This window comes from Pararhizobium antarcticum (genome assembly GCF_001885585.1).
In the GTDB taxonomy this organism is placed as follows: Bacteria; Pseudomonadota; Alphaproteobacteria; order Rhizobiales; family Rhizobiaceae; genus Pararhizobium; species Pararhizobium antarcticum.
In genome coordinates, this window is sequence record NZ_LSRP01000074.1 from 62,953 (window position 1) to 86,152 (window position 23,200).

At 60.8% G+C, this 23,200-nt stretch carries 20 protein-coding genes; 15 read left to right on the forward strand and 5 right to left on the reverse strand.

Annotation, left to right across the window (positions count from 1 at the left end):
- Positions 1-3 precede the first annotated feature (3 nt).
- Together ctaD and coxB are read right to left on the reverse strand one after the other, a co-directional pair.
- The gene (gene ctaD / locus AX760_RS07725) at positions 4-1,701 is read right to left on the reverse strand and encodes a cytochrome c oxidase subunit I (RefSeq protein ID WP_071832405.1); all 1,698 of its coding nucleotides are present in this window, start codon (positions 1,699-1,701) and stop codon (positions 4-6) included.
- 33 nt (positions 1,702-1,734) lie between these two features.
- Positions 1,735-2,619: a cytochrome c oxidase subunit II gene (gene coxB / locus AX760_RS07730; RefSeq protein WP_087149190.1), complete on the reverse strand. Its 885-nt coding sequence runs from the start codon at positions 2,617-2,619 to the stop codon at positions 1,735-1,737.
- A gap of 528 nt (positions 2,620-3,147) precedes the next feature.
- Here coxB and AX760_RS07735 point away from each other — a divergent pair.
- The 5 genes from AX760_RS07735 (at position 3,148) to AX760_RS07760 (ending at position 9,269) form a co-directional block, all read left to right on the forward strand.
- Positions 3,148-3,693 (forward strand): invasion associated locus B family protein, encoded by a 546-nt coding sequence (locus AX760_RS07735; protein ID WP_071832406.1) that lies wholly within the window; start codon positions 3,148-3,150, stop codon positions 3,691-3,693.
- A 508-nt stretch (positions 3,694-4,201) separates the two neighbouring features.
- Positions 4,202-5,107, forward strand: coding sequence for a hypothetical protein (locus AX760_RS07740; protein ID WP_071832407.1), 906 nt, complete (start codon positions 4,202-4,204; stop codon positions 5,105-5,107).
- 263 nt (positions 5,108-5,370) lie between these two features.
- On the forward strand, positions 5,371-6,786 hold the full coding sequence (gene tldD / locus AX760_RS07745; protein WP_071832408.1) for a metalloprotease TldD: 1,416 nt from the start codon (positions 5,371-5,373) through the stop codon (positions 6,784-6,786).
- 394 nt (positions 6,787-7,180) lie between these two features.
- On the forward strand, positions 7,181-8,089 hold the full coding sequence (locus AX760_RS07755; protein ID WP_071832447.1) for a hypothetical protein: 909 nt from the start codon (positions 7,181-7,183) through the stop codon (positions 8,087-8,089).
- Between the two features lie 148 nt (positions 8,090-8,237).
- Positions 8,238-9,269: a polysaccharide deacetylase family protein gene (locus tag AX760_RS07760; RefSeq protein WP_071832410.1), complete on the forward strand. Its 1,032-nt coding sequence runs from the start codon at positions 8,238-8,240 to the stop codon at positions 9,267-9,269.
- A gap of 23 nt (positions 9,270-9,292) precedes the next feature.
- Here AX760_RS07760 and pdxH read toward each other — a convergent pair whose 3' ends face one another.
- Positions 9,293-9,925, reverse strand: coding sequence for a pyridoxamine 5'-phosphate oxidase (pdxH, locus tag AX760_RS07765; protein ID WP_280950764.1), 633 nt, complete (start codon positions 9,923-9,925; stop codon positions 9,293-9,295).
- A gap of 129 nt (positions 9,926-10,054) precedes the next feature.
- On the opposite strand from pdxH, the gene AX760_RS07770 reads away from it, so the two are divergent.
- The 4 genes from AX760_RS07770 to AX760_RS07785 all read left to right on the forward strand — a co-directional run bounded on the left by AX760_RS07770 (position 10,055) and on the right by AX760_RS07785 (position 13,474).
- Positions 10,055-10,510 (forward strand): RT0821/Lpp0805 family surface protein, encoded by a 456-nt coding sequence (locus AX760_RS07770; protein WP_071832412.1) that lies wholly within the window; start codon positions 10,055-10,057, stop codon positions 10,508-10,510.
- 217 nt (positions 10,511-10,727) lie between these two features.
- A complete protein-coding gene (locus tag AX760_RS07775; protein ID WP_071832462.1) occupies positions 10,728-11,834 on the forward strand; it encodes a DnaJ C-terminal domain-containing protein in 1,107 nt (368 codons plus the stop codon).
- 216 nt (positions 11,835-12,050) lie between these two features.
- Positions 12,051-12,869, forward strand: a complete 819-nt coding sequence (fabI, locus tag AX760_RS07780) for an enoyl-ACP reductase FabI (RefSeq protein WP_071832413.1) — start codon at positions 12,051-12,053, stop codon at positions 12,867-12,869.
- A gap of 20 nt (positions 12,870-12,889) precedes the next feature.
- A complete protein-coding gene (locus AX760_RS07785) occupies positions 12,890-13,474 on the forward strand; it encodes a histidine phosphatase family protein (RefSeq protein ID WP_071832414.1) in 585 nt (194 codons plus the stop codon).
- 45 nt (positions 13,475-13,519) lie between these two features.
- Here AX760_RS07785 and AX760_RS07790 read toward each other — a convergent pair whose 3' ends face one another.
- Complete coding sequence (locus AX760_RS07790) at positions 13,520-13,780, reverse strand: DUF1344 domain-containing protein (protein ID WP_071832463.1); 261 nt, start codon at positions 13,778-13,780, stop codon at positions 13,520-13,522.
- 254 nt (positions 13,781-14,034) lie between these two features.
- Between AX760_RS07790 and AX760_RS07795 the strand changes: the two genes are divergently transcribed.
- From AX760_RS07795 to ribB, 3 genes are all read left to right on the forward strand, one after another.
- Positions 14,035-16,737, forward strand: coding sequence for a bifunctional diguanylate cyclase/phosphodiesterase (locus AX760_RS07795; protein WP_071832415.1), 2,703 nt, complete (start codon positions 14,035-14,037; stop codon positions 16,735-16,737).
- A gap of 220 nt (positions 16,738-16,957) precedes the next feature.
- A complete protein-coding gene (gene aroC / locus AX760_RS07800) occupies positions 16,958-18,055 on the forward strand; it encodes a chorismate synthase (protein ID WP_071832464.1) in 1,098 nt (365 codons plus the stop codon).
- 33 nt (positions 18,056-18,088) lie between these two features.
- A complete protein-coding gene (ribB, locus tag AX760_RS07805) occupies positions 18,089-19,186 on the forward strand; it encodes a 3,4-dihydroxy-2-butanone-4-phosphate synthase (RefSeq protein WP_071832416.1) in 1,098 nt (365 codons plus the stop codon).
- A 37-nt stretch (positions 19,187-19,223) separates the two neighbouring features.
- Here ribB and AX760_RS27125 read toward each other — a convergent pair whose 3' ends face one another.
- Entirely contained in the window at positions 19,224-19,388 is a 165-nt protein-coding gene (locus AX760_RS27125) for a hypothetical protein (RefSeq protein WP_175552034.1), read from the reverse strand.
- A gap of 243 nt (positions 19,389-19,631) precedes the next feature.
- Here AX760_RS27125 and AX760_RS07810 point away from each other — a divergent pair, with 243 nt between their 5' ends.
- The 3 genes from AX760_RS07810 to AX760_RS07820 all read left to right on the forward strand — a co-directional run bounded on the left by AX760_RS07810 (position 19,632) and on the right by AX760_RS07820 (position 23,120).
- The gene (locus AX760_RS07810) at positions 19,632-21,395 is read left to right on the forward strand and encodes a methyl-accepting chemotaxis protein (protein ID WP_071832417.1); all 1,764 of its coding nucleotides are present in this window, start codon (positions 19,632-19,634) and stop codon (positions 21,393-21,395) included.
- Positions 21,395-21,874: a chemotaxis protein CheW gene (locus AX760_RS07815; protein ID WP_071832418.1), complete on the forward strand. Its 480-nt coding sequence runs from the start codon at positions 21,395-21,397 to the stop codon at positions 21,872-21,874. Before AX760_RS07810 ends, AX760_RS07815 begins: the two co-directional genes overlap by 1 nt.
- Positions 21,875-22,169: 295 nt before the next feature.
- Positions 22,170-23,120, forward strand: a complete 951-nt coding sequence (locus AX760_RS07820; protein WP_071832419.1) for a hypothetical protein — start codon at positions 22,170-22,172, stop codon at positions 23,118-23,120.
- The last annotated feature ends 80 nt before the right edge of the window (positions 23,121-23,200 follow it).

The window sequence follows — 23,200 nt, forward strand, 5'->3', positions numbered from 1 at the left end:
CGCTTACTTGATGCGCGGCAGCTGTTCCCACTGGTGGAATGGCGGCGGCGATGGCAGCGTCCATTCCAGAGTGTTTGCACCTTCACCCCAGGGATTGTCACCTGCGACGCGCTTCTTGGAGAAGGCTTCGAAGACGCCATAGAGGAAGATCAGCACGGCCACGGCCGAGAGATAGGAGCCGTAGGACGACACTGCATTCCAGCCGGCATAGGCATCCGGATAGTCGATGTAGCGGCGCGGCATGCCGGCGAGGCCGAGGAAATGCTGCGGGAAGAACACCAGGTTGACGCCGACAAACATGACCCAGAAGTGCAGCTTGCCGATGAATTCCGAATACATGTAGCCGGTCATCTTCGGGAACCAGTAGTACCAGGCCGCGAAGATCGCGAAGACGGCACCGAGCGACAGAACGTAGTGGAAGTGGGCAACCACGTAATAGGTGTCGTGCAGCGAGCGGTCGAGGCCGGCATTGGCGAGCTGGACGCCCGTGACGCCGCCGACGGTGAACAGGAAGATGAAGCCGATCGCCCAGACCATCGGCGTCGCAAAGCGGATCGAACCGCCCCACATCGTCGCAATCCAGGAGAAGATCTTCACGCCTGTCGGAACCGCAATAACCATCGTCGCGAAGACGAAATAGCGCTGCGTGTCGAGCGACATGCCGACGGTGTACATGTGGTGCGCCCAGACGATGAAGCCGACGGCGCCGATCGCGACCATGGCATAGGCCATGCCGAGATAGCCGAAGATCGGCTTCTTCGAGAAGGTCGAGACGATGTGGCTGACGATACCGAAGCCGGGCAGGATCAGAATGTAGACTTCCGGGTGACCGAAGAACCAGAACAGGTGCTGGAACAGGATCGGATCGCCGCCGCCTTCAGGCGCAAAGAACGCCGTGCCGAAGTTGCGGTCGGTGAGAAGCATGGTGATGCCACCCGCCAGAACCGGCAGCGAGAGCAAGAGCAGGAAGGCGGTGATCAGCACCGACCAGGCAAACAGCGGCATCTTGTGCAGCGTCATGCCCGGAGCGCGCATGTTGAGGATCGTCGTGATGAAGTTGATCGCGCCGAGGATCGAGGAAGCGCCGGCGATATGCAGGCCGAGAATGACAAGATCCATCGCTGGTCCGGGCTGCCCGGACGTCGAGAACGGCGGATAGATCGTCCAGCCGCCCCCTGCCCCGAAGCCACCGGCCGGGCCTTCGACGAACATCGACAGAAGCACGAGCAGGAAGGCGGGGATGATCAGCCAGAAGGAAATGTTGTTCATGCGCGGGAAGGCCATGTCCGGAGCACCGATCATGATCGGAACCATCCAGTTGGCAAAACCGCCGATCAGCGCCGGCATGACCATGAAGAAGATCATGATCAGCGCATGCGCAGTCGTGAACACGTTGTACATGTGCTTGCCGCCATCAATGGCAGCATCGCCCTCGAAGCCGTAGACCATGGAGGCCAGACCGTGGAAGATCTGGATGCCCGGTTCCTGCAGCTCCATGCGCATGATCACCGACAGCGTACCGCCGATGATACCGGCAAAGATCGCGAAGATCAGGTAGAGCGTGCCGATGTCCTTGTGGTTGGTGGACAGGAACCAGCGCTGAAAGAACGTCAGCGGCTTGTGGGCGTGGTCGTCATGGCCGTACGCGTGGTCTTGCGCAGGATCATGAAGATGATCGGTATGAGCGGGTGTTCCGGCCATGATAGTGCTCCCCTTCGAATTCTGTAGGGCGAATTACTGTGCGGCGTTTTCAGCGACGTCGACGGACTTTGCCGCAGCGTCGATGGAAGCCATGAGCGCCTTGTTGGCGTCGCCGACATTGGTGGCGGCGGCAGCGAGCCAAGTCGCATACTTGTCTTCACTGACAACGCGGATGGCGATCGGCATATAGGCATGGTCCTTGCCGCAGAGCTCGGAACACTGGCCGTAATAGAGACCTTCGCGGTCAGCCTTGAACCATGTTTCGTTCAGGCGGCCGGGAACGGCGTCGATCTTCACACCGAAAGCCGGCATGGCGAAGGCGTGGATCACGTCGGCGGCGGTCACGAGAAGACGGACCGTCTTGCCGACAGGGACAACGACGTCGTTGTCGACAGCCAGCAGGCGCGGATAGGCTTCGACGTCGGACTTGCCGATGCTGGCGCGATCTTCGTCCTTGAGCAGCAGGCTGTCGAATGACAGCGGCGTTTCGCCGACTTCGTATTCATAGGACCAGTACCACTGGTTGCCCGTTGCCTTGACCGTCAGATCCGGGTTCTGCGGCGGCGTCAGCTGCGCCGTCAGAAGCTGGAAGGATGGAATGGCGAGGAAAAGCAGGATGATGACCGGACCAAGCGTCCAGGCGATCTCGATGCCGGTGTGGTGGCTTGTCTTGGAAGCGACCGGATTCTTGCTCTCCCGAAACTTGACGACAACAAGCACGAGCAGGAGGAGAACGAACAAGGTGATCGGTATGATGAACCAGAGGGTATACTGCTCGAACCATGTAATTTCTTCCATGATGCCGGTCGCGGCATTCTGGAAGGTCATCTGCCAGTCGACAGGCTTGTCGGCCCAGGCGTTCGAAGCAAAGAGCAGACAGGCCATCGTCGCCAGAACTGCATAAGCCTTGTTTTTCACAATCGTGTCTCCCACATGCGCTTGATCGGGATCAAACCAAAACGCAGAATCCCTGCAATACTGTCGCGCTTCAAACCACAGTTTGAAGGTCGCCGCAACATCTGTCCACGGCACTCCGTGCGGCATTTTTGCGCAAACTGCGTATTCCCCGGTCAGCTGCGTTATCGATCGCTGTTTTTGTAACACAAAAAGGCACCCAAGGGCCAATCGCATTCATGGTTTGTCCGCCGCTATTCTCCAACGATACCGCCCGCCATTCTCCTGGAATGATGCCGAAGCAGAGGCGCACATCGTGACGAAACCGTTTCGCCTGTAAATGCAAGGCCTGCGCAATCGAAGCCCTTATATATGGGCTTGATCCATCCGCGTGTCGGCGCGAAGTGGGAGCCGGCATGCACAAAACGGCAGCGAAGGCTTCTGTCGCGGCCCAATTTCGGCCATACCCGGCTGAAAGGAGACTCAGGGCTTTTCATTTCCGCCCGTGCGCTTCAAGAATAGCCGCACTGATTCTTACGTTTTGAGGTTTTCATGGGCCTGTCCCTCGTTTCCCGTCTGCCGGTCCTGGCCCTGTTGTTGATCGCAGCATTGAGCTTTTCGGCTGCAGCACTGCCGCAATCGGCCTTCGCCCAGCAGCAGCCCGGCACGCCGGGTACCGTCAAGTCGAACCATGGCGCGTGGTCGATCGTCTGCGACCAGCCAGCCGGTGCTGCCGCCGAACAATGCGCGCTGATGCAGAATGTCATCGCCGAGGATCGTCCGGAGGTGGGCTTGTCCGTCGTCGTACTCAAGACAGCCGACCGCAAGGCGAAGATCCTGCGTGTGCTTGCGCCGCTCGGTGTGCTCCTGCCCAACGGGCTCGGGCTGAATGTGGACGGGAAGGATATCGGCCGCGCCTATTTCGTCCGCTGCTTCTCCGATGGCTGCTATGCCGAAGTCGTGCTCGAAGAGGAACTTCTGAAAACCTTCCGCAGCGGCGCGACGGCAACCTTCATCGTCTTCCAGTCCCCGGAAGAAGGCATCGGCATTCCGGTCGACCTCAAAGGGTTCGGCGAGGGTTACGACGCGCTGCCGTAAACCTTTCGTTTTATCGGGGACTGCACACTCCATCCGCCGTTTGTTTGGCCCCGTCATGGCTGCATTCGCCGTCTTTGATGCGACCAACGCACACCGCCCGCCCAGAGGATGGCTCTCCTGGCGCTGGATTTCCGCGACCGGGAGCCGCAATCGCAAGTTGACGGTGACGTTACACTCCCAGGTGCCTATTTTCATGATAGGAAACCACCTAATTACAGGACCAGTCCAAATTTGGGCCATCGATGCTCTGGACATTTTGAAGAAATTAACCGACATATGACCGCGATTGACCGATTTGGCACATATTAGGTTCGTAAACAGATTGTTCTAAAATTAAGCACTGCGTGCAAATTCCTTTTGAAGTGTCACTTTGCGTAAATCCCAATAACCTCAGTGAAGAATTCAAATACAACTTATTGTAATTGTTCATTAAATAAAATCGGACTCGCCCGCAGCCCTACAGGGGCTTTGCGAAGGGCGCTGCCGTAAAACCAATATGGAGATCAAAATGGCACTGGTTGTTGAATTTGGTAATGGCGGCGCGTCGACATTGTCCTCGCTCGTCGATGCAACACAAGCTGCGCTGGCGGCGCAGGTCGGAGCATTGCAGGACGGTGATGTCAGCGAAGCGAGCGATACCATCGGTTCCTCGATCCTGACCCAGAGCGTTGCCGTTGGCGCCGTTGGCTCTGCCGGCTCCGGGACCGGCGGTACGGTTAAGATCGAGTTCGATCCGTCGGCCAATGCCTATGACTTCGACGTCACCTCCGCCTGGAACAGCGTCAAGAACGTCAAGGCCGTTTCGGATGACTCGGAAAACGTCACCTTCAGCAATTTCGTGCATGTCGATGTCATCCTCGGGGGCGTAGAAGCATCGACCGTGAATATCATGGATGCCAAGCGCGGCAATGTGGTGACCGGCCAGGGCAATGACACCGTTAATCTGACGACCCTGACAAATGATGCCGGCTGGAGCAACGCGTTCACCATCAACACCAACGGCGGCGACGACAATATCGTGATCGGCGCAGGCAACACCGGTGTCGCCGGTGCGGGGGTCACGAACGGTTCGCTGACCACCTTCACCATCAATTCCGGCACGGGCGTAGACACGATCGACCTCTCCGCCATCTCCGCAAAGGCATCCTTTGTGACCGGTGGCAAGGGTGCCGATCTCATGATGGCAAGCGGTGGCGTCGACACCTTCGTCTTCGCCGTTGGCGACACCGGCACCAAGCTTTCGACGGCCGACGTCATCACCGGTTTTGGTGTTAACGACAAGCTCGACCTCTATGGCGTCGCAGCCAACTGGACCGCGGTCGATCAGGGTGGTGGCGAATTCATCGTCACCAACCTCCTGGACAACGCCAAGATCATCGTCGAGGGCGATCTGTCCGGTTCGTGGTTCATCTGAATAGGTTGAGCGCCGAACTTGCTCTATCCTAAAGGGGGAGGCTGGAGATCCAGCCTCCCCCTTTTCGTTAACAGATGCGCATCCGCGTTTTCGCCCGGCCATTTTGCGTCTTGCCGACGTTTTCGCCCGACACCCCTGCGGCCAAGGGGTGCTCCGCATCCGGCTCGGCGTCGAACAGAACAAAAAGCCGCCTTGGTAATGCTTGCCCCCTCCCCGCCAAATCACTACATAGGCCGGAACCGCGAGCTGCAGGAGCCACTTTCATGAACACCGATCTGATCAAACTCTTCGACAGTGATGAAGACGCGGTGCGGCGGGTTCTGGCGGAAACGCTTCAGGGGGCCGATGACGGCGAACTGTTCATCGAGCATGGCCAGTCGGAATCGCTTGCCTTCGACAATGGCCGCCTGAAGGGCGGAAGCTTCAACACGGACCAGGGCTTTGGCCTGCGCGCGGTTGCCGGCGAAGCGGTCGGCTATGCCCATGCGGGCGAGCTGTCGCTGTCGGCGCTGAAGCGCGCATCCGATGCCGTCGGTGCCGTCACGCGCGGTTATTCCGGCTCCTATGCCGCAGCCCCCCAGGGCACCAACAAGCGCCTTTATGGCGATGAGAACCCGATCGGTGAGCCGAGTTTCGAGGCCAAGGTCGCGCTGCTTTCCGACATCGACGCCTATCTGCGCGCCAAGGACCCGAAAGTGCGGCAGGTCTCCGCCTCGATCGCCGCCAGTTGGCAGGTGGTCGATATCCTGCGCGCCGACGGCCACCGCATGCATGACGTGCGGCCGATGACGCGGCTCAATATTTCCGTTGTCGTCGGCGATGGCGACCGGCAGGAATCCGGCTCCTACGGCGTCGGCGGACGGCGCGGTTTTGGCGATTTCATTGCCGTCGACAACTGGCGCCACGGTTCCGACGAGGCGCTGCGCCAGGCGCTGGTCAACCTCGAGGCCATCGACGCTCCGGCCGGAACGATGGACGTCGTGCTCTCCTCCGGCTGGCCCGGCGTGATGCTGCACGAGGCGGTCGGCCATGGACTGGAAGGCGATTTCAACCGCAAGAAGACCTCGGCCTTTGCCGGCCTGCTCGGCAGCCAGGTGGCCGCCAAGGGCGTAACCGTCGTGGACGACGGGACGATCGAGCAGCGGCGCGGCTCCCTGACCATCGACGACGAGGGCACGCCGTCGGCCTATAACGTGCTGATCGACGACGGCAAGCTGGTTGGCTACATGCAGGACCGGCAGAACGCCCGACTGATGGGCATGACGCCGACCGGCAACGGCCGGCGCGAATCCTACGCGCATGTGCCGATGCCGCGCATGACCAACACCTACATGCTCTCCGGCGACAAGACGCCGGAGGAGATCATCGCTTCCGTGAAGAAGGGCATCTATGCCGTCTCCTTCGGCGGCGGACAGGTCGACATCACGTCGGGCAAGTTCGTCTTCGGCTGCACCGAGGCCTACCTGATCGAGGACGGCAAGATCGGCGCACCCGTCAAGGGCGCCATGCTGATCGGCAATGGCCCGGAGGCCATGCAGCGCATCTCGATGATCGGCAACGACATGAAGCTCGATACCGGCATGGGCAATTGCGGCAAGGGCGGCCAGTGGGTGCCCGTCGGCGTCGGCCAGCCGCACCTGCGCATGAACGACATGACCGTCGGCGGCACGCGGGCCTGAAGATTTCAGGCTGCCTGTGAGCTATGCAACGCTGCCGTCAAACCGGCGGCGCTGCGCTATCGCCTGCTCCTGACCCGAGGATCGAGACCTTACAGACCGATCTGGGCCCGCTTGAAGCCTTAAATGCCTGTCTGCCCCAGCAAGGCAGAACAGTGACGGCGTCGCACACTTCGCGACGATAGCCGTGACACTTTCTGCGTTCATTCCCACCCCGTTGGAACCAAATCTCTCCCTCCGAGTTATGCGTCCAAGCTGCCACACTTGTTCGAATTGGCAGCGTTTATCATAAAGGAGAGACATCATGGGACGTGGAATTCTGCTCTGGCTTATCGGGGTGCCGATCCCCATCATCATTCTTCTCGCTCTCTTTTTCCGATAGGGGAAGCGCATGACAATGCCAGTTTCCTCCGGGGCGGTTTCTTCGGGACATGGTTCGCCTCTGTCGTCACACGTTGAATCCTCACGGTCCGCCGTCAGCTGGGGCGCGATCATCGCCGGTGCGGTTGCGGCTGCGGCAATCACCCTGCTTCTGACGCTACTCGGCTCGGGCCTTGGCCTGACCATGGTATCGCCCTGGGCGTCCGAAGGCGTGTCGGCCACCACATTCGCAGTCTCGACGGCGATCTGGATCGTCATCGTACAGTGGCTCTCGTCTGGCATGGGCGGTTATATCACCGGCCGGCTGCGGACCCGCTGGACCGGAACGCAGACAGACGAGGTTTTCTTCCGCGATACGGCGCATGGCATCCTGGCATGGGCCCTGTCGACGCTGATCATTGCGGGCACGCTGACCTCTGCCGTGACGTCGACGATCAACAGCGGCGTTCAGGCTGCCTCGACCGTGACTTCCGGTGCGGCAGTGGCCACAGCGTCCGCGGCCGCCAATGTTGACAGCGGCCCGACAGCCTATTTCGTCGATTCGCTGCTGCGTCCGGCCGATCCGGGTGCAACGACGGCTGAAACCAATGCGCAGGATGCAGCACAGGTGTCGCGTATCCTGATCAATGGTGCCACCGCCGGTGAAATCCCGGCCGACGACCGTGCCTATCTCGGCCGTCTCGTTGCTGTCCGCACCGGGCTTTCCGAAGCCGATGCCAATGCCCGTGTCGACACGGTGCTGAAGAGCATCGAGGACGCCAAGGTTGCAGCACAGGAAGCAGCCGACACCGCCCGCAAGGCCGGTGCGACGTTTGCCCTGCTGACGGCGCTGTCTCTTCTGGTCGGTGCCTTCATCGCCGGCGTCAGTGCGGCCCTCGGCGGCCGTGAGCGCGACGTGATCGATGAAAGCTTCATCAAGGGCTAATTAGACCGCCCACACGATCAAAAACTTTGGAAAACGGCGGTTCGCGACAGCGGGCCGCCGTTTTCCGTTCAACAAGGTTTAACGCCCTGACGTCTAAAGTCGGCTGAGCAGCCTTGCCAACGGCGGGCAACAGCGTCGGGATTTCTAAATGGTTGCCAGGATCGTCAAGCGCGTCGTCATCACCAGCGGTCTGGTTGCTGCAGGGCTTCTTGGCGCAGCGGGCGTCATGCGGTCGGCGCGCGGTCGCGGCGCCATCTTCACGCTGCACCATGTCCGACCAAAACAGGCACGCCTGTTCGATCCGAATGCCCATCTCGAGATCACGCCGGATTTTCTCGAGGCCACCATCCTGCGCCTGAAGCGCGAGAACTACCGCTTCATCGCGCTGGATGCACTCCCCGGCCATCTTGCGTCCCGCGATCCGCAGCCCGTTGCAGTCTTCACCCTGGACGATGGCTACCGCAACAATCTGGAATTTGCCGCCCCGGTCTTTGCCCGCCAAGCCGTACCCTTCACCGTCTTCGTGACCGGCGGCTTCATCGATCGCACGCACACGCTGTGGTGGGAGACGCTGGCAGACCTGATCGAGAGCAGGCAACACCTCAATTTCGATTTTGGCACCGGCGAAACGACGCTGCCCCTGTCGAACCAGTCGGAAAAACAGGCGGCCTTCGACCGCATCGCCGCCTTCATCCATGAGGGCAGCGAAGCGCTTGCCGTGGCGCAAGTGAACCGCCTGGCGGAAGGCCAGGGCATCGACCCGCTCGGCATCACGGAGAGGCTGACTCTGGGGGAGGCGGGCCTTCGAACACTGGTGGAAAACCCGCTGGCAAGCCTTGGCGCGCATACGATCAGCCACCGGGCACTGGCGCGACTGACTGAGGAGGAAGCACGCCATGAGATCGCCGCTTCCGTTGCGCGGGTCGAACGGATCATCGGCCAGCGGCCGCGCACACTGGCCTATCCCTACGGAGAGCGTTTCGCGGTTTCGGCGCGCGAAACCCGGCTTGCAGAAGCGCTTGGGCTTGCCGTCGCGGTGACGACACAGCCGGGAACGCTCGCCTCCGATGCGCCGCAGACCGCCCTGCCCCGCATCTCGCTCAACGGCTTCTACCAGAAACCGGCCTATGTCAGCGCGCTCGCTTCCGGTATCGCCTTCCGCATGATGCGGCGCGGCTGAACCGCGCCGTCATCGCCATGGCGCTACGGATACATGCGCAGTTTTTCCCAGTTGACATCGCCGTCCCTGCGCCGGAATTCGATGCGGTCGTGCAGCCGGAACGCGCCATCCTTCCAGAACTCGATCGACGTCGGCCTTATGCGGAAACCCGACCAGTGATCGGGGCGCGGAATCTCGCCGACGGCATAGCGCAGGCCGAATTCCGCAACCGCTTTTTCCAGTGCAAAACGGCTCTCCAGCGGGCGTGACTGTTTCGAAGCCCAGGCGCCGATGCGGCTGCCGCGCGGGCGGGTCTTGTAGTACTCGTCGGCTTCCTCGTTGCTGACGATCTCCACTGGGCCGCGCAGGCGCACCTGCCGCCGCAGCGATTTCCAGTGGAAACAGAGGGCCGCCTTCATGCTGCCGAGGAGCTCCTGCCCCTTCTGGCTTTCGAAATTCGTGTAGAAGACAAAGCCGCGTTCATCAAAGTCCTTGAGCAGCACCATGCGGACATTCGGCAGGCCATCGGCATCCACCGTTGCCAGTGCCACGCCGTTGGGATCGTTGATCTCGCTGGCCTTGGCCTCGTCCATCCATGTGCCAAAAAGCGAAAATGGTTCGCTTTGCTCTGTGAAGTCACCAGTTGTTAACCCAGTCTCGCTCATATTGTCTTCCAATGCCGTGACGTGTTGTGCGGCCTGCAATCCGGATCTCCGGATTGTTCGCCCAGTGTGAACAGTGAGGCCCCGCAGATCGCGCCTTGACCGGGCCCTTGCGACCTTTTCTCCGAGTCTTACAGGTATGCCGTGCAAGACATAGCAAAGTGTAGTGATCACACAAAGGGGCTATCCCGTCGCAGGGCAAGCCTCGCTACGCTGTGCCTGATCACGCTCTGTCTCTCGGGCTGCATGAGCGCCGGGCTTGATCTCGCCGACACGGCCAGTGTCGATACCTCGCTTTCGACAGGCTCGGTGCCCCAGTCCGTCAATCGCGACAGCCTGTCCGACGAAGTCACGGTGCGCAATGCGGTGTCATCGGCCGACGTTGAAACAACCGGCGGCAATCCGATCCCCTGGGCCAACTCGAATTCGGGTAGCGCAGGCGTCATCAGCAGCATCGAGGAAGACCGCTCGAACGGCCAGGTCTGCCGGCGGTTCACCACGACACGCCACTCCTACCAGGGCATAGCCAAGTTCGATGGCAACACCTGCCTGCTCGGCAATGGCGAATGGTATCTGACGCGCTTTGGCAAACGCAGCTGAAACCTGACGTTAACCACAGTTTCGCAAACATCCCCCAGATTGCCGTTCAAAGCCTGTTCCAGCCCGCCTAAGCGCTTGCGGCTAACTGATATTTAGCAACTCCTTTGCATCATCGCCTCTCGAGAAACGGAACGCCGATCAGGCCTTGCGTCCTCTTTTCAACAGGCTGGAAGGGTCGCTGGATGCGGCTTTCGGGAGCTCAGAGCCGATGACAACGATGCGCGACCCCTATTCTATTCTTGGCGTCCGGCGGAATGCCGGCCCGGACGAGATCAAGGCCGCCTGGCGCGCCATGGCCAAGGCCGTGCATCCCGACCAGAACCGCGACGACCCGATGGCAACGGCGCGTTTCGCCGAGGCCGGTCGCGCCTATGAAGTGCTGAAAAACCCCAAGCTCAGAAGCCGCTATGACGACGCGCGCCGCGAGGCCGAGCTGCGCCGCATGGAGGAATTGCACCGCAAGCCGCGCGAACCCGAGCAGCCGATCGGCGACGTCGATCCGGAAACGGCGGAGGAAATGGTTTCTCGTATTTTCGGAAGCGAACCGCGCGCCCGAAAGCCAGAACCGGCGGCAACTGCCAGCGCGCCAGTGCGCCCGAAGACACCGACGAAGCCGGACGCCAAGCCGGAGCCGAAAGCCGAGGCTAAGCCCGACATCGCCGCAGACGCCAGGCCCGAGACCAAGCTGGAGACAAAAGTCGACATCGTCGAGAAACCGGCGCCCTTCGCCATTTTCCCACGGTCTGCGGCGCCGGCAGCCGAACTCGTCTCGGCGATCGTGCGACGCATCCGCGGCGCGGCCAGCAAGGCCGTCGAAAAGGTCCCGGACATCGCCTGCGAAGTGACCGTTTCGGTCGAGGACCTTTTCAACCGCACCAAGGCGACGGCGACATTGCCGGATGGCCAGACACTGAAGGTCGCCCTGCCCGGCGGCACCACCGATGGCAGCCTCCTGCGCATGAAAGAACTGGGCTACCGCCTCAACGGCATGCTGCGCGGCGATATCGTCGTGACCGTGCGGGTCCGCCAGGACGGGGCTATGCGCACCGAGGGCCTCGACCTGCGCACGACGCTGCCGATCGACATCCAGAATGCCGTGCTCGGTTGGGAAACAAAGGTCATGACCCTGACCGGTCCCGTCGATGTTACCGTGCCGGCCTGGTCCGGGTCCGACAGGGTCATCCGGCTTGCCGGGCACGGCCTTGCCGATGCCGACGGCAAGCGCGCCGACCTTCTCGTCGAACTTCGGCTGATGCTCTGGGAGAACCCGGACGAGAAGATCACCGACCTGATGCGCAGCCGCCAGCAGGGCCTGTTCCTGTAACGGATTCTTGACGGTCTGACCCATTATTACGGGGACTAACAGTTCCTGATCCGCGCCGTGCTTGAACCACCGGGGTGGCTATGCCATAGGCAATGCTCCAAAAGACGGGCCGCCGTGATTTGACAGTCACAATGGCGCTCGCAGCAGGTTCAACACATGCGGACTTTCCGATCGGCCCTGGCTGACGAAAAGCACAGGCAATAGCGGGGGCATACCATGTCGCAAACATCCGGATTGATGAAGGGTAAGCGCGGCCTCATCATGGGCGTCGCAAACAACCGTTCCATCGCCTGGGGCATCGCCAAGGCGATCCATGCGCAAGGCGGCGAGATCGCCTTCACCTATCAGGGCGAGGCGCTGAAAAAGCGTGTCGAGCCTCTCGTCGCGGAAGTCGGCGGCCTTCTTGCCGGCCATTGCGACGTCAGCGATGAAGCAACCATCGATGCCGTGTTCGACGGACTGGAAAAAACCTGGGGCAAGATCGATTTCATCGTTCACGCCATCGGCTTTTCCGACAAGGACGAACTGACCGGCCGCTATGTCGACACATCCGCCGACAATTTCGCCAAGACCATGCAGATTTCCGTCTATTCCTTCACATCGGTTGCACGGCGTGCCGAAAAGCTGATGACGGATGGCGGTTCAATGCTGACGCTGACCTATTACGGCGCCGAAAAGGTCATGCCGAACTACAATGTCATGGGCGTTGCAAAGGCAGCACTCGAGGCGAGCGTGAAATATCTGGCGGTCGATCTCGGCCCGAAGAACATCCGCGTCAATGCGATCTCGGCCGGCCCGATCAAGACGCTGGCCGCCTCCGGCATCGGCGACTTCCGCTATATTCTGAAGTGGAACGAGTACAACGCACCGCTGCGCCGCACCGTGACGATCGAAGAGGTCGGCGATGTCGGCATGTACATGCTGTCCGACCTGTCGCGCTCGGTAACCGGCGAAATCCACCACGCCGACAGCGGCTATCATGTCATCGGCATGAAGGCCGTCGACGCGCCGGATATTTCCGTCGTCAAGGACTGACGGACTTACAGGGGTTTCCCGTGCTCATCTATGTGATCCGCCACGGCCAGACCGACTGGAATGCCGAACTCCGCCTGCAGGGGCAAAAGGACATTCCGCTCAACGACACCGGCCGCCAGCAGGCGACCGGAAACGGCCAGGCGCTGGCCGCCCGTCTCGGCGCAAAGGCCAGGCACTTCGATTTCGTCTCGAGCCCGCTTCACCGGACACGCGAAACCATGGAGCGCATGCGTCTCGCCATGGCGCTCGAACCCTCCGCCTACCGAACCGACGAACGCCTGATGGAAGTCTCTTTCGGCGACTGGGAAGGCCACACCATGGCCGAGCTGGAACAGCAGGTGCCGGAGCGTGTGGCGGAGCGCGAGGTCTCTAAATGGGATTTTATCCCGCCGGGCGAAACCGCGGAAAGCTACGAGATCCTGTCCTGGCGCGTCTCGGCATGGCTGAAAGATGTGACGACACCGACGGTCTGCGTTGCCCATGGCGGGGTCATCCGGGTGCTGTTCAGGATTTGCGGTGTGATGACGCAGGATGAGGCGTCGGTCGGCCCCATTCCGCAGGACCGGATCCTCAAGCTGGAAAATGGCATGATCGACTGGCTATAGGGTCGGCAGGGCCTGTGTGGGCCGCTGCCAGTCTGCAGGGGTGGATTACTGCACGATCTCGAGATCGTTGATGACGCGCTTGCCGTCGACTTCCGTATAGAAGACCAGGACCTTGACGCCTTCCTTGAGGCCATCGAAGTTGAATTCTTCCGGTGCCTGATAGTTCTTGCCATCATCCAGGGAGAGGCTCAGGCTCTCGGTATCGACGCCTGTGATAACGGCCTCGACATCGGCGCTCTCGGCAAACGCACTCAGCGGTGAGAACAACCCGGCAGCGGCCAAAAGTGCCACAACGACGAAACGCATCTGTCCTGCCCTCTTCAACGACTCGATCAATTTTGTTGTTCCGATCATTTGATCCCCGATTGTGGCAAAAATTGCCCGTGCCTGCGTGATTTCCGGATCTTGAGAAAACACAGCCTGTGGCTGCGCCGTCTCAAGGCCTAACAACCGCCCCTGCGGAAATGACGAATTTCATAACAGGAACAGGCTCTAAAGCCAATATTAAGACTCCGGTCCTACTGTGGCCGCGGGGGCTTTGGGGTGCATGAACATTGAGTATGATCGTCACAATCCGTCGCCACGCCAGCACCATTGCCCGTCTGGCAAAACCGTCTCTCGTGCCAGCCTTCATCGCAGCGGCAGTCGTGTTTACCGGTGGTTATTTCTTCGAGCAGCAGAACCGCGAGAATTTCGGCAGCGATCTTGAGATCAGCGTCCAGAACGAACTCAATCTGATTTCAACCCGCCTGCAGGGCGAGATCAACACCACCATCGCCGCACTGCGCGGTCTTGCAAACAGCGTGTCCGTTGCCCCCGACATGAGTGTCGAAAATTTCGACCGCCTGGCAGCCAAGATGCTGCTGCAGAATCCGCAGATGGTGCGTGTCAGCGCGGCACCCGATGCTGTCGTGAAAATGACCTACCCGCGGCAGGGCAACGAACGCCTGATCGGCACCGATTTCAAGCGGTTCGGCTCGTCGCGGCTGGCGACGGACCGGGCACAATCGAAGGCCAAGCCAATTATCGCCGGTCCCGTCCGGCTTCCCAGCGGCAAGACCGGCTTTAACCTGTTTTTTCCGGTGTTCTCCAAGGTCGGCGGCCATACCGGCTTCTGGGGCTTTATCGAAGCGATCGTCGACGAGAAGAAACTCTATGCGAATGCCAGCCTGATAGAGAAGACCGAGAATGAAGGTGGCGTGTCGTCAGACCATCGCCACATCGATCTGCACCTGGCGATCCGGGATATTTCTGTCGCCAACAGCATTCAGGATCCTTTCTTCGGGGACTTTGAAATCTTCAAGGAAGAGCCGGTGATCCGCAGACTGGCCCTTCCCGGCGGCGTCTGGGAACTGGCGGCGATCCCGGCCAAGGGCTGGGCACAGGAGCCGGGCAACAGCAACGGCCTGCGCATCACCATTCTGGTTGCCGCCGCCGTGGTGATCATCCCGATCTTCCTCACCGGCGGCCTCGTCAGTGAACGCCAGCGCAACCGTGCCAAGATCCGGGCCCGCGAAAACGAATTGCTGACCGTGTCGCACCGGCTCAACCTTGCGCTCGAATCCTCCAAGATCGGCATCTGGGAAATCGACCTTGAAACACAGTCCCGCACCTGGGACGAACGCATGTCCCATCTGCACGGCATGTCGGCGCAGGCGAGCCAGCCGACCTATGAAACATGGCGCAGGACCGTCCATCCCGATGACATCAGGTCGGCCTCGCTTTCCCTGTTCAAGACGCTGGATGAGGGCCTTGAATACCGTTCGCAATACCGCGTCGCCCTGCCTGACGGGACCTTCCGGCACATCCGCAATGTCGGTTCCACCCATGAAGGGCCGGACGGCAAGGCCAAGATCACGGGTATCAGCTGGGATGTCACCGATGACGTGCTGATGACCGAGGAGCTGCGCGCCGCCAAGGCCCTGGCCGACCTCAAGAATGACGAACTGGCGCAGGCGAAGGATCGCATCGAGCACAACGCCCTGCATGATCCGCTGACGGGCCTGGGCAACCGGCGCATGCTCGACAAGGAGCTGAAGGGGCTGTCCGGCGACGCCGGCCTCGTCGACATCGCCATCCTGCACATCGATCTCGACCGCTTCAAGCAGATCAATGACACTCTTGGCCACGCTGCCGGCGACGCGATGCTGGTCCACGCATCGGAAATCCTGCGCTCCAACATCCGCGACAACGACATAGTCGCGCGCATCGGCGGCGATGAATTCGTCATTGTCGTCAGCAATCCACCGGGCAATGTCTTCCTGTCGCAACTGTGCGAGCGGATCATCAGCCAGATGCGCCAGCCCGTCGATTACAACGGTTTTCCCTGCCGGTTCGGCGTCAGCATCGGCATCGCCGTTGCCCGCGAAAAGGCCGTCGACGAGCACAAGCTCCTGGTCAATGCCGACATCGCGCTGTACCGCGCGAAAGAGAATGGCCGCAACCGCCACGAATTCTTCACCGAGGTTCTGCAGGCGGAGATCATCAAGACCAAGCGGATCGCCGACGAGATCCTCGAGGGTATCGAAAAAAACGAGTTTGTCGCCTGGTACCAGCCGCAGCTGGAAGCCGGCACCCTGAAGCTCGCCGGCGTCGAGGCGCTGATCCGCTGGAACCACCCCCGCGAGGGGCTTTTGACGCCTGACAAGTTCCTGAAGATCGCCGAGGAAATGAACGCCATGGCGACGCTCGACCGCATCGTGCTCGACCGGGCGCTGATCGACGGCATGCGCTGGGCCGCCGAAGGCATCATCGTGCCGAAGATCTCGGTCAATGTCTCGGCCAAGCGCCTGCGTGACGAAACGCTGGTCAATTCGCTGAAGGGACTGAGCCTGCGTCCCGGACAGATTTCCTTCGAACTGGTGGAATCGATCTTCCTCGACGAAAGCGACGATATCGTCCTTGCCAATATCGAAGGCATCAAGAAACTCGGTATCGACATCGAAATCGACGATTTCGGCACGGGCCACACCTCCATCGTCAGCCTTTTGAAGATCAAGCCGAAACGCCTGAAGATCGACCGGCAGCTCGTGGCACCGATTCTGCGCGCCCGCAGCGAACAGGCCCTGATCCGCTCGATCATCGAGATCGGCCGTTCGCTCGGCATCGAGACGGTGGCCGAAGGCGTCGAGACCATGGAACATGCCGAGATGCTCGGCCTGTTCGGCTGCGACCTCTTGCAGGGCTACGCATTTGCCAAGCCGCTGAGCGCCGACGACTTCGCACATTTCGCCCGCAACCAGCTCCTGCAACTGGCATCCTGAGCAGCAGGCTGCCTCTGACACAGACCGTTTAACGCGGTGTGGCAACGAAACCGATTTTACTTTTACCGCGCGCACTCGGGAGCGGTTCGTCTTCAAACGGCCGTTTGCGCCAACAGAATGGCTTCCGTTCGGAGACGAAACGCTCTAGTAGTCACGACCGAAGGCGATGGCCGCTTGCCGCCATCTGCCCGCAGCGTTTCAACAGTCGGTCCTGCTCGCCATGTCGCACAACACCTTCGGTCACCTCTTCCGCGTCACCACCTGGGGCGAAAGCCACGGGATCGCGCTTGGCTGCGTCGTCGATGGCTGCCCCCCCGGCATTCGCTTCACGCTCGCCGAGCTTCAGTCCTGGCTCGACAAGCGCAAGCCCGGCCAGTCGCGTTTCGTGACGCAGCGGCGGGAAGATGATCTGGTTCGCATCCTCTCGGGCGTCATGCTCGATGACGACGGCGAGACGATGATTTCGACGGGAACGCCGATCTCGATGATGATCGAGAACACCGACCAGCGCTCCAAGGACTATTCGGAGATTTCCAAGCGCTACCGTCCCGGCCATGCCGACTATACCTATGACGTCAAATACGGCATTCGCGACTATCGCGGCGGCGGGCGATCGTCGGCTCGCGAGACTGCGGCCCGGGTCGCTGCCGGCGGTCTGGCGCGCAAGGTGGTGCCCGGTCTTCTGGTCCGCGGCGCGCTGGTGCAGATCGGCAAGCACAAGGTCAACCGCGACAACTGGGACTGGAACGAGGTCGGCAACAATCCGTTCTTCTGCCCTGACCCGAAAATGGTGCCCATCTGGGAAGACTATCTCGACGGCATCCGCAAGGCGGGCTCGTCCATCGGTGCCGTCGTCGAAGTGGTTGCCGACGGCGTGCCGGCCGGCATCGGCGCGCCGATCTATGCCAAGCTCGACCAGGACATCGCCTCCAACCTGATGTCGATCAATGCCGTCAAAGGCGTCGAGATCGGCAACGGCTTTGAAGCTGCGGAAATCACCGGCGAGGAAAATGCCGACGAGATGCGCGTCAGCGCGTCCGGCGATCCGATCTTTCTGTCCAACAATGCCGGCGGCATTCTGGGCGGCATCGCTACCGGCCAGCCGGTCGTGGCGCGCTTTGCCATCAAGCCGACCTCCTCGATCCTCACCGAGCGCCGCTCGATCGACAGCGACGGACAGGAGGTCGACGTGCGCACCAAGGGCCGCCACGATCCCTGTGTCGGCATCCGCGCCGTGCCGATCGGCGAAGCCATGCTGGCCTGCACCATTGCCGACCATTATCTGCGCGACCGCGGCCAGACAGGTCGCCTGAAATGACCGGTCGTCTGAAATAACAGAGGAAACAGCCTTATGTTCGACCAGAAGCGCGTTGCCGATGCCATCAGGGCTTTCGAAGCCGGCGAAATCGTCGTTGTCACCGATGATGACGGCCGCGAGAACGAAGGCGACCTGATCGTCGCAGCCGTGCATTGCACCCCGGAAAAAATGGCCTTCATCGTGCGCCACACGTCCGGGATCGTCTGCACGCCGATGCCGAGGGAAGAGGCAAAACGCCTCAACCTCAATGCCATGGTCGCGGACAATGATTCCGCCCACACCACCGCCTTTACCGTCACCGTCGATTTCAAGCATGGAACCACAACGGGGATTTCTGCCGAAGACCGGACGCTGACGGTGCGCAACCTTGCCAATCCGAATGTCGGCGCTTCCGACTTCACCCGCCCCGGGCATATCTTTCCGCTGATTGCCCGCGAAGGCGGCGTGCTGATGCGTTCGGGCCACACCGAAGCCGCCGTCGATCTCTGCCGGCTCGCCAGCCTGCCGCCGATCGGCGTGATCTGCGAACTGGTCAACGACGACGGCACCGTGATGCGCGGGCCGCAGGTGGCCGGTTTTGCCGAGACGCACGGCCTGAGGCAGGTTTCCGTTGCCGATCTCATCGCCTACCGGCAGCGCAAGGACAAATTGATCGAGCTGGAAAACAGCTTCGACATCGAAACACCCTATGGCAAGGCCAAGGGCCATGCCTATTCGCTGCCCTGGGATCCGATGCAGCATCTGGCCGTCGTCTTCGGCGATATCCGAGACGGGGTCGATATTCCGGTGCGGCTGCATCTGGAAAATGTCGGTGCCGACGTGTTCGGCAAGGACTGCCAGGTCGACCAGATCATGAAACGCATTTCCGATCAGGGCCGCGGCGTGATCGTCTACCTGCGCGAGGGCTCGGTCGGCGTTGGCGTTTCCACGACGGCCCGCCCCGCCAAACACGAGCGCGAAGGCCATGGCGAAGCGCAGGCGCGCGAAAGCGAATGGCTGGAAATCGGTCTCGGCGCCCAGATCCTGAAAGACCTCGGCATCGCCTCGATCAAGCTCATCGCCTCGCGCGAGCGCCACTATGTCGGGCTGGAGGGCTTCGGCATCGCAATCACCTCGACGGATATCCTGTAGGCTGCGCGCAGACTACAGGCGCCTGTCTCTAACTGTTTCAATTTGTTGATATTTCCATATCCGCCTTGGCATGACTGACCGGCAACACATGCCACGCCCGCCCCATCAGAGCGCTGCCGAAAATACGGTGAATGGCGGCGACATGGCCATACACGCCACGTGCATCGATAGGCGAACAATCGTCGTCAACCCCTTCATACATTCACACTTTCTAAACTGAAACCTGCTATTTTTCGGGTATCCGATGGGCATGGTTATGCCATTGCCGACATGACGAAGGCTTCGGAGCACATGCTCAGCTGATTGGAAGTCCGCTTTCGAGAAAATCCGCGCCGATTTTCACCATCGATCAGGCGGCCGGATTGTCTGTTTGGCATTGTGCCGAACCCGAAGCGTCCGGATACCCGTTGACGCCTAATATCCCGGCAATCAGATGGGAAGGCTCATGAGCATTTTTTCACTAACATCCGATTCCAGCGCTATTCAGGCCGCCCTGAACAAGTCGCAGGCAATCATCGAATTTGACATGAAGGGCAAGATCCTGACGGCGAACGCGAATTTCTGTCGCGCCATGGGATACGAGCTCTCTGAAATCCAGGGGCAGCATCACAGCCTGTTCATCGATCCAGCGGATGCCGCGAGCCCGGATTATCGCGCCTTCTGGGAAAGACTGAATAAGGGCGAGCTCGACCAGCGGCAATACAGGCGCATCGGCAAGGGCGGCAGGGAGATCTGGATCGAGGCCTCCTACAATCCTATCTTCAGAGGGTCGAAACCCTACAAGGTCGTCAAGTTTGCGACGGACGTAACAGCGAGCAAGCTGAAGGCGGCCGAGGATGCTGGCAAGCTGAGCGCCCTGTCGCGGGCACAGGCGATGATCGAATTTACGCCAAAGGGCGAAATTCTGACCGCAAACGAGAATTTCCTGTCCGCGCTTGGCTACCAGCTTGCGGAGATCCAGGGCAAACATCATTCGATATTCTGCGATCCGGCATTCGTCCGAACCGAAGACTATCGGTCCTTCTGGCAGAAGCTTTCGCAAGGCGAGTTCATTGCCGACGAATTCCTGCGGATCGGCAAGGGCGGCAAGCGGGTCTTCATCCAGGCATCGTACAATCCGATCTTCGACATGAACGGAAACGTCATCAAGGTCGTCAAGTTCGCGACCGACGTCACCGAACGGGTGCGGGCCGTGGAGGAGCTGGCAACGTCGCTTCAGGGTCTGTCTGACGGCGATCTGCAACACCGCATCGAGCGGCCGTTCATTCCCGCGCTGGAAAAGATCCGGCAGGATTTCAATTCGGCGGTCGGCAAGCTTCAGTCGGCCATGACCACCGTTGCCACCAATGCACAGGCGATTACCGCAGGATCGAAGGAGATCCGCACCGCCTCCGATGAACTGGCCCGGCGCACCGAGCAGCAGGCCGCCTCGATCGAGGAGACCGCTGCGGCACTCGAACAGATCACCACGACCGTCTCCGATTCCAGCCGACGCGCCGAAGAAGCAGGCAATCTCGTCCGCAAGACGCGGCAGAACGCCGAACAGTCCGGTGTGATCGTCCAGTCTGCCGTATCAGCCATGGGGCAGATCGAAAATTCGTCGCGCGAGATTTCCAATATCATCAGCGTCATCGACGAAATCGCCTTCCAGACCAACCTGCTGGCGCTGAATGCCGGTGTCGAGGCGGCACGGGCGGGCGATGCGGGCAAGGGCTTTGCCGTCGTTGCCCAGGAAGTGCGCGAACTGGCACAGCGCTCCGCCAAGGCGGCAAAAGAGATCAAGGCGCTGATCAACACCTCGAGCGAACAGGTGAAAAGCGGCGTCGCGCTGGAAGAAATCGTTGGCCAGGTGCTGGAGATCAACACCAATGTCGCCGCCATCGTCGAAGGCGCAAAGGAACAGGCCGTCGGCCTGAAGGAGATCAACAAGGCGGTCAACACCATGGACCAGGGCACGCAGCAGAATGCGGCCATGGTCGAGGAATCGACCGCCGCCAGCCATGGGCTGGCCCGCGAAGCGGAATCGCTCTTCGAGTTGATCGGACAATTCAAGGTCGGCAACCATTCGCCCTCGCCACGGATCGCCGAAGCACGACATGATTCAAGACCTGTCGCATCCCCGGCCCGCAAGATGGCCAGCCAGGTCAGCCGTGCCTTTTCTGGAAATGCCGCGACGGCACCGTCGCAGGATACATGGGAGGAGTTCTGATGAGCCTTGCCGACACACAGCCGCGTTTTGAGAATACATCGTTCGAGATCATTGCGTTCCGCCTGCATGATCAGGAATTCTGCGTCCGGACGACAACCATCCGCGAAATTCGCGGATGGGGACCTGCAACGCCAATCCCGCACGCACCGCATGATGTCCTGGGCGTGATGAACCTGCGCGGCTCCGTCATCCCGATCATCGATCTCGCCACCAAACTCGGCATGCCGCGCACGCAGGCCAACGAGCGCAGCGCCATCGTGGTGGCCGAAGTCCACTCCATGGTGATCGGCCTTCTGGTCGACAGCGTGTCGGACATTCTGACGGTGCGCGGCGAACAGATCCAGCCGGTTCCGGAGGTGACGTCGGCGTATGAAAAGAGCATTGCCGACGGCATCATCACCCATGATCACGGGATGATCTGCTTTCTCAATCTGAGCCGGATGTTCCAGGCGCGGGAAATCGAGGATATGGCGGCCTGACCGGTCGCCGGGTATTTGAACGCCTAGGGCTTTAATCGACGCCCCTTGTCCCTGCCCTGTCCTGCCTGTCCTGTCCCTGCCCTGCCCCAAAGCCCGCGCCAGCCATGGCCGGACCATTGCCATGCCTGTCTCGCAAGGACACGCGTGGAGGCGGTGAATAGATCCCGCGTCTCGCGCGTCCCCTGTGGACAAATGCCGGCGCTTTCCTATCATGCCGGCATGCGGCATCGGATTTCGGCACGACGACAACGGTCGAACCGGCATTCGGATGGCACTCCGGGGAGGGAAATGGCGCATGTGGGATTTCGAAATCTGCAGGACCATCGGCATACTCCTGCGCACAATGCCCTTCATCCTGATGCGCATGGCGATCTATTTCGGCATCACCATCGCCTTCATCCTGTCGACCGGGACCGGCGCGGGCATCGGATACGGGCTCGGCGCCTGGAGCAATGATGCGGAATCCTTCACCGTCTGGGGTGGCATTTTCGGCTTCGGCCTCGTTGCCGGTGCGATCTACTGGGTGCGGGAATGGCTGCTCTACATGGTCAAGGCCGCCCATATCGCCGTCATGGTCAAGCTGATCGATGGCCAGCCGATGCCTGATGGCAAAAGCCAGATCACCCATGGGCGCGAGACCGTGGCCGCGCGGTTCGGCGAAACGAACGTGCTGTTTGCGCTCGACCAGTTGATCAAGGGCGTGATCTCGGTGGCGACCGGGCTGATCGGCGGCATTGCGGCCTTCCTGCCGATCCCGGGACTGGATACCCTTGCGCGATTTGCAAACACGGTGATCCGCATTTCGTTGACCTATGTCGACGAGATCATCCTCGGCTACAATATCCGCATCGACAGCCGCAACCCCTGGGAAAGCTCGCGGCAGGGCCTTGTCCTCTACGCCCAGAACGGCAAGACGATGATCCGCAACGCCGTCTGGCTGTCGATCTTCCTCTATCTGCTCGCCATCATCGTCTTCGTGCTGGCGCTCGCCCCGGCTGCGGCCATTCTCTACGTCTTCCCCGGCGAATGGGCCGGCTATGCCTTCGTGCTCGCCATCGTCTTTGCCTGGTCATTCAAGGCCGCCGTGCTTGAACCCTTCGCGATTGCCGCGCTGATGAGCGTCTATTTCAAGGTGATCGAGGGACAGGTGCCCAATGCGGAGTGGGATGCGAAACTGTCTTCCGCCTCCGAGAAGTTTCGCGAGATCAAGGACAAGGCCTTCGGCGGCACCCCTGCTGCGGCCTAGTCCCTCCTTCGCCAGCCTGCCGTGCCGGCGCGGATGTCCAGATACCAGGACCCGTCTTTTCCGTTTTTGACCGAAAGGGC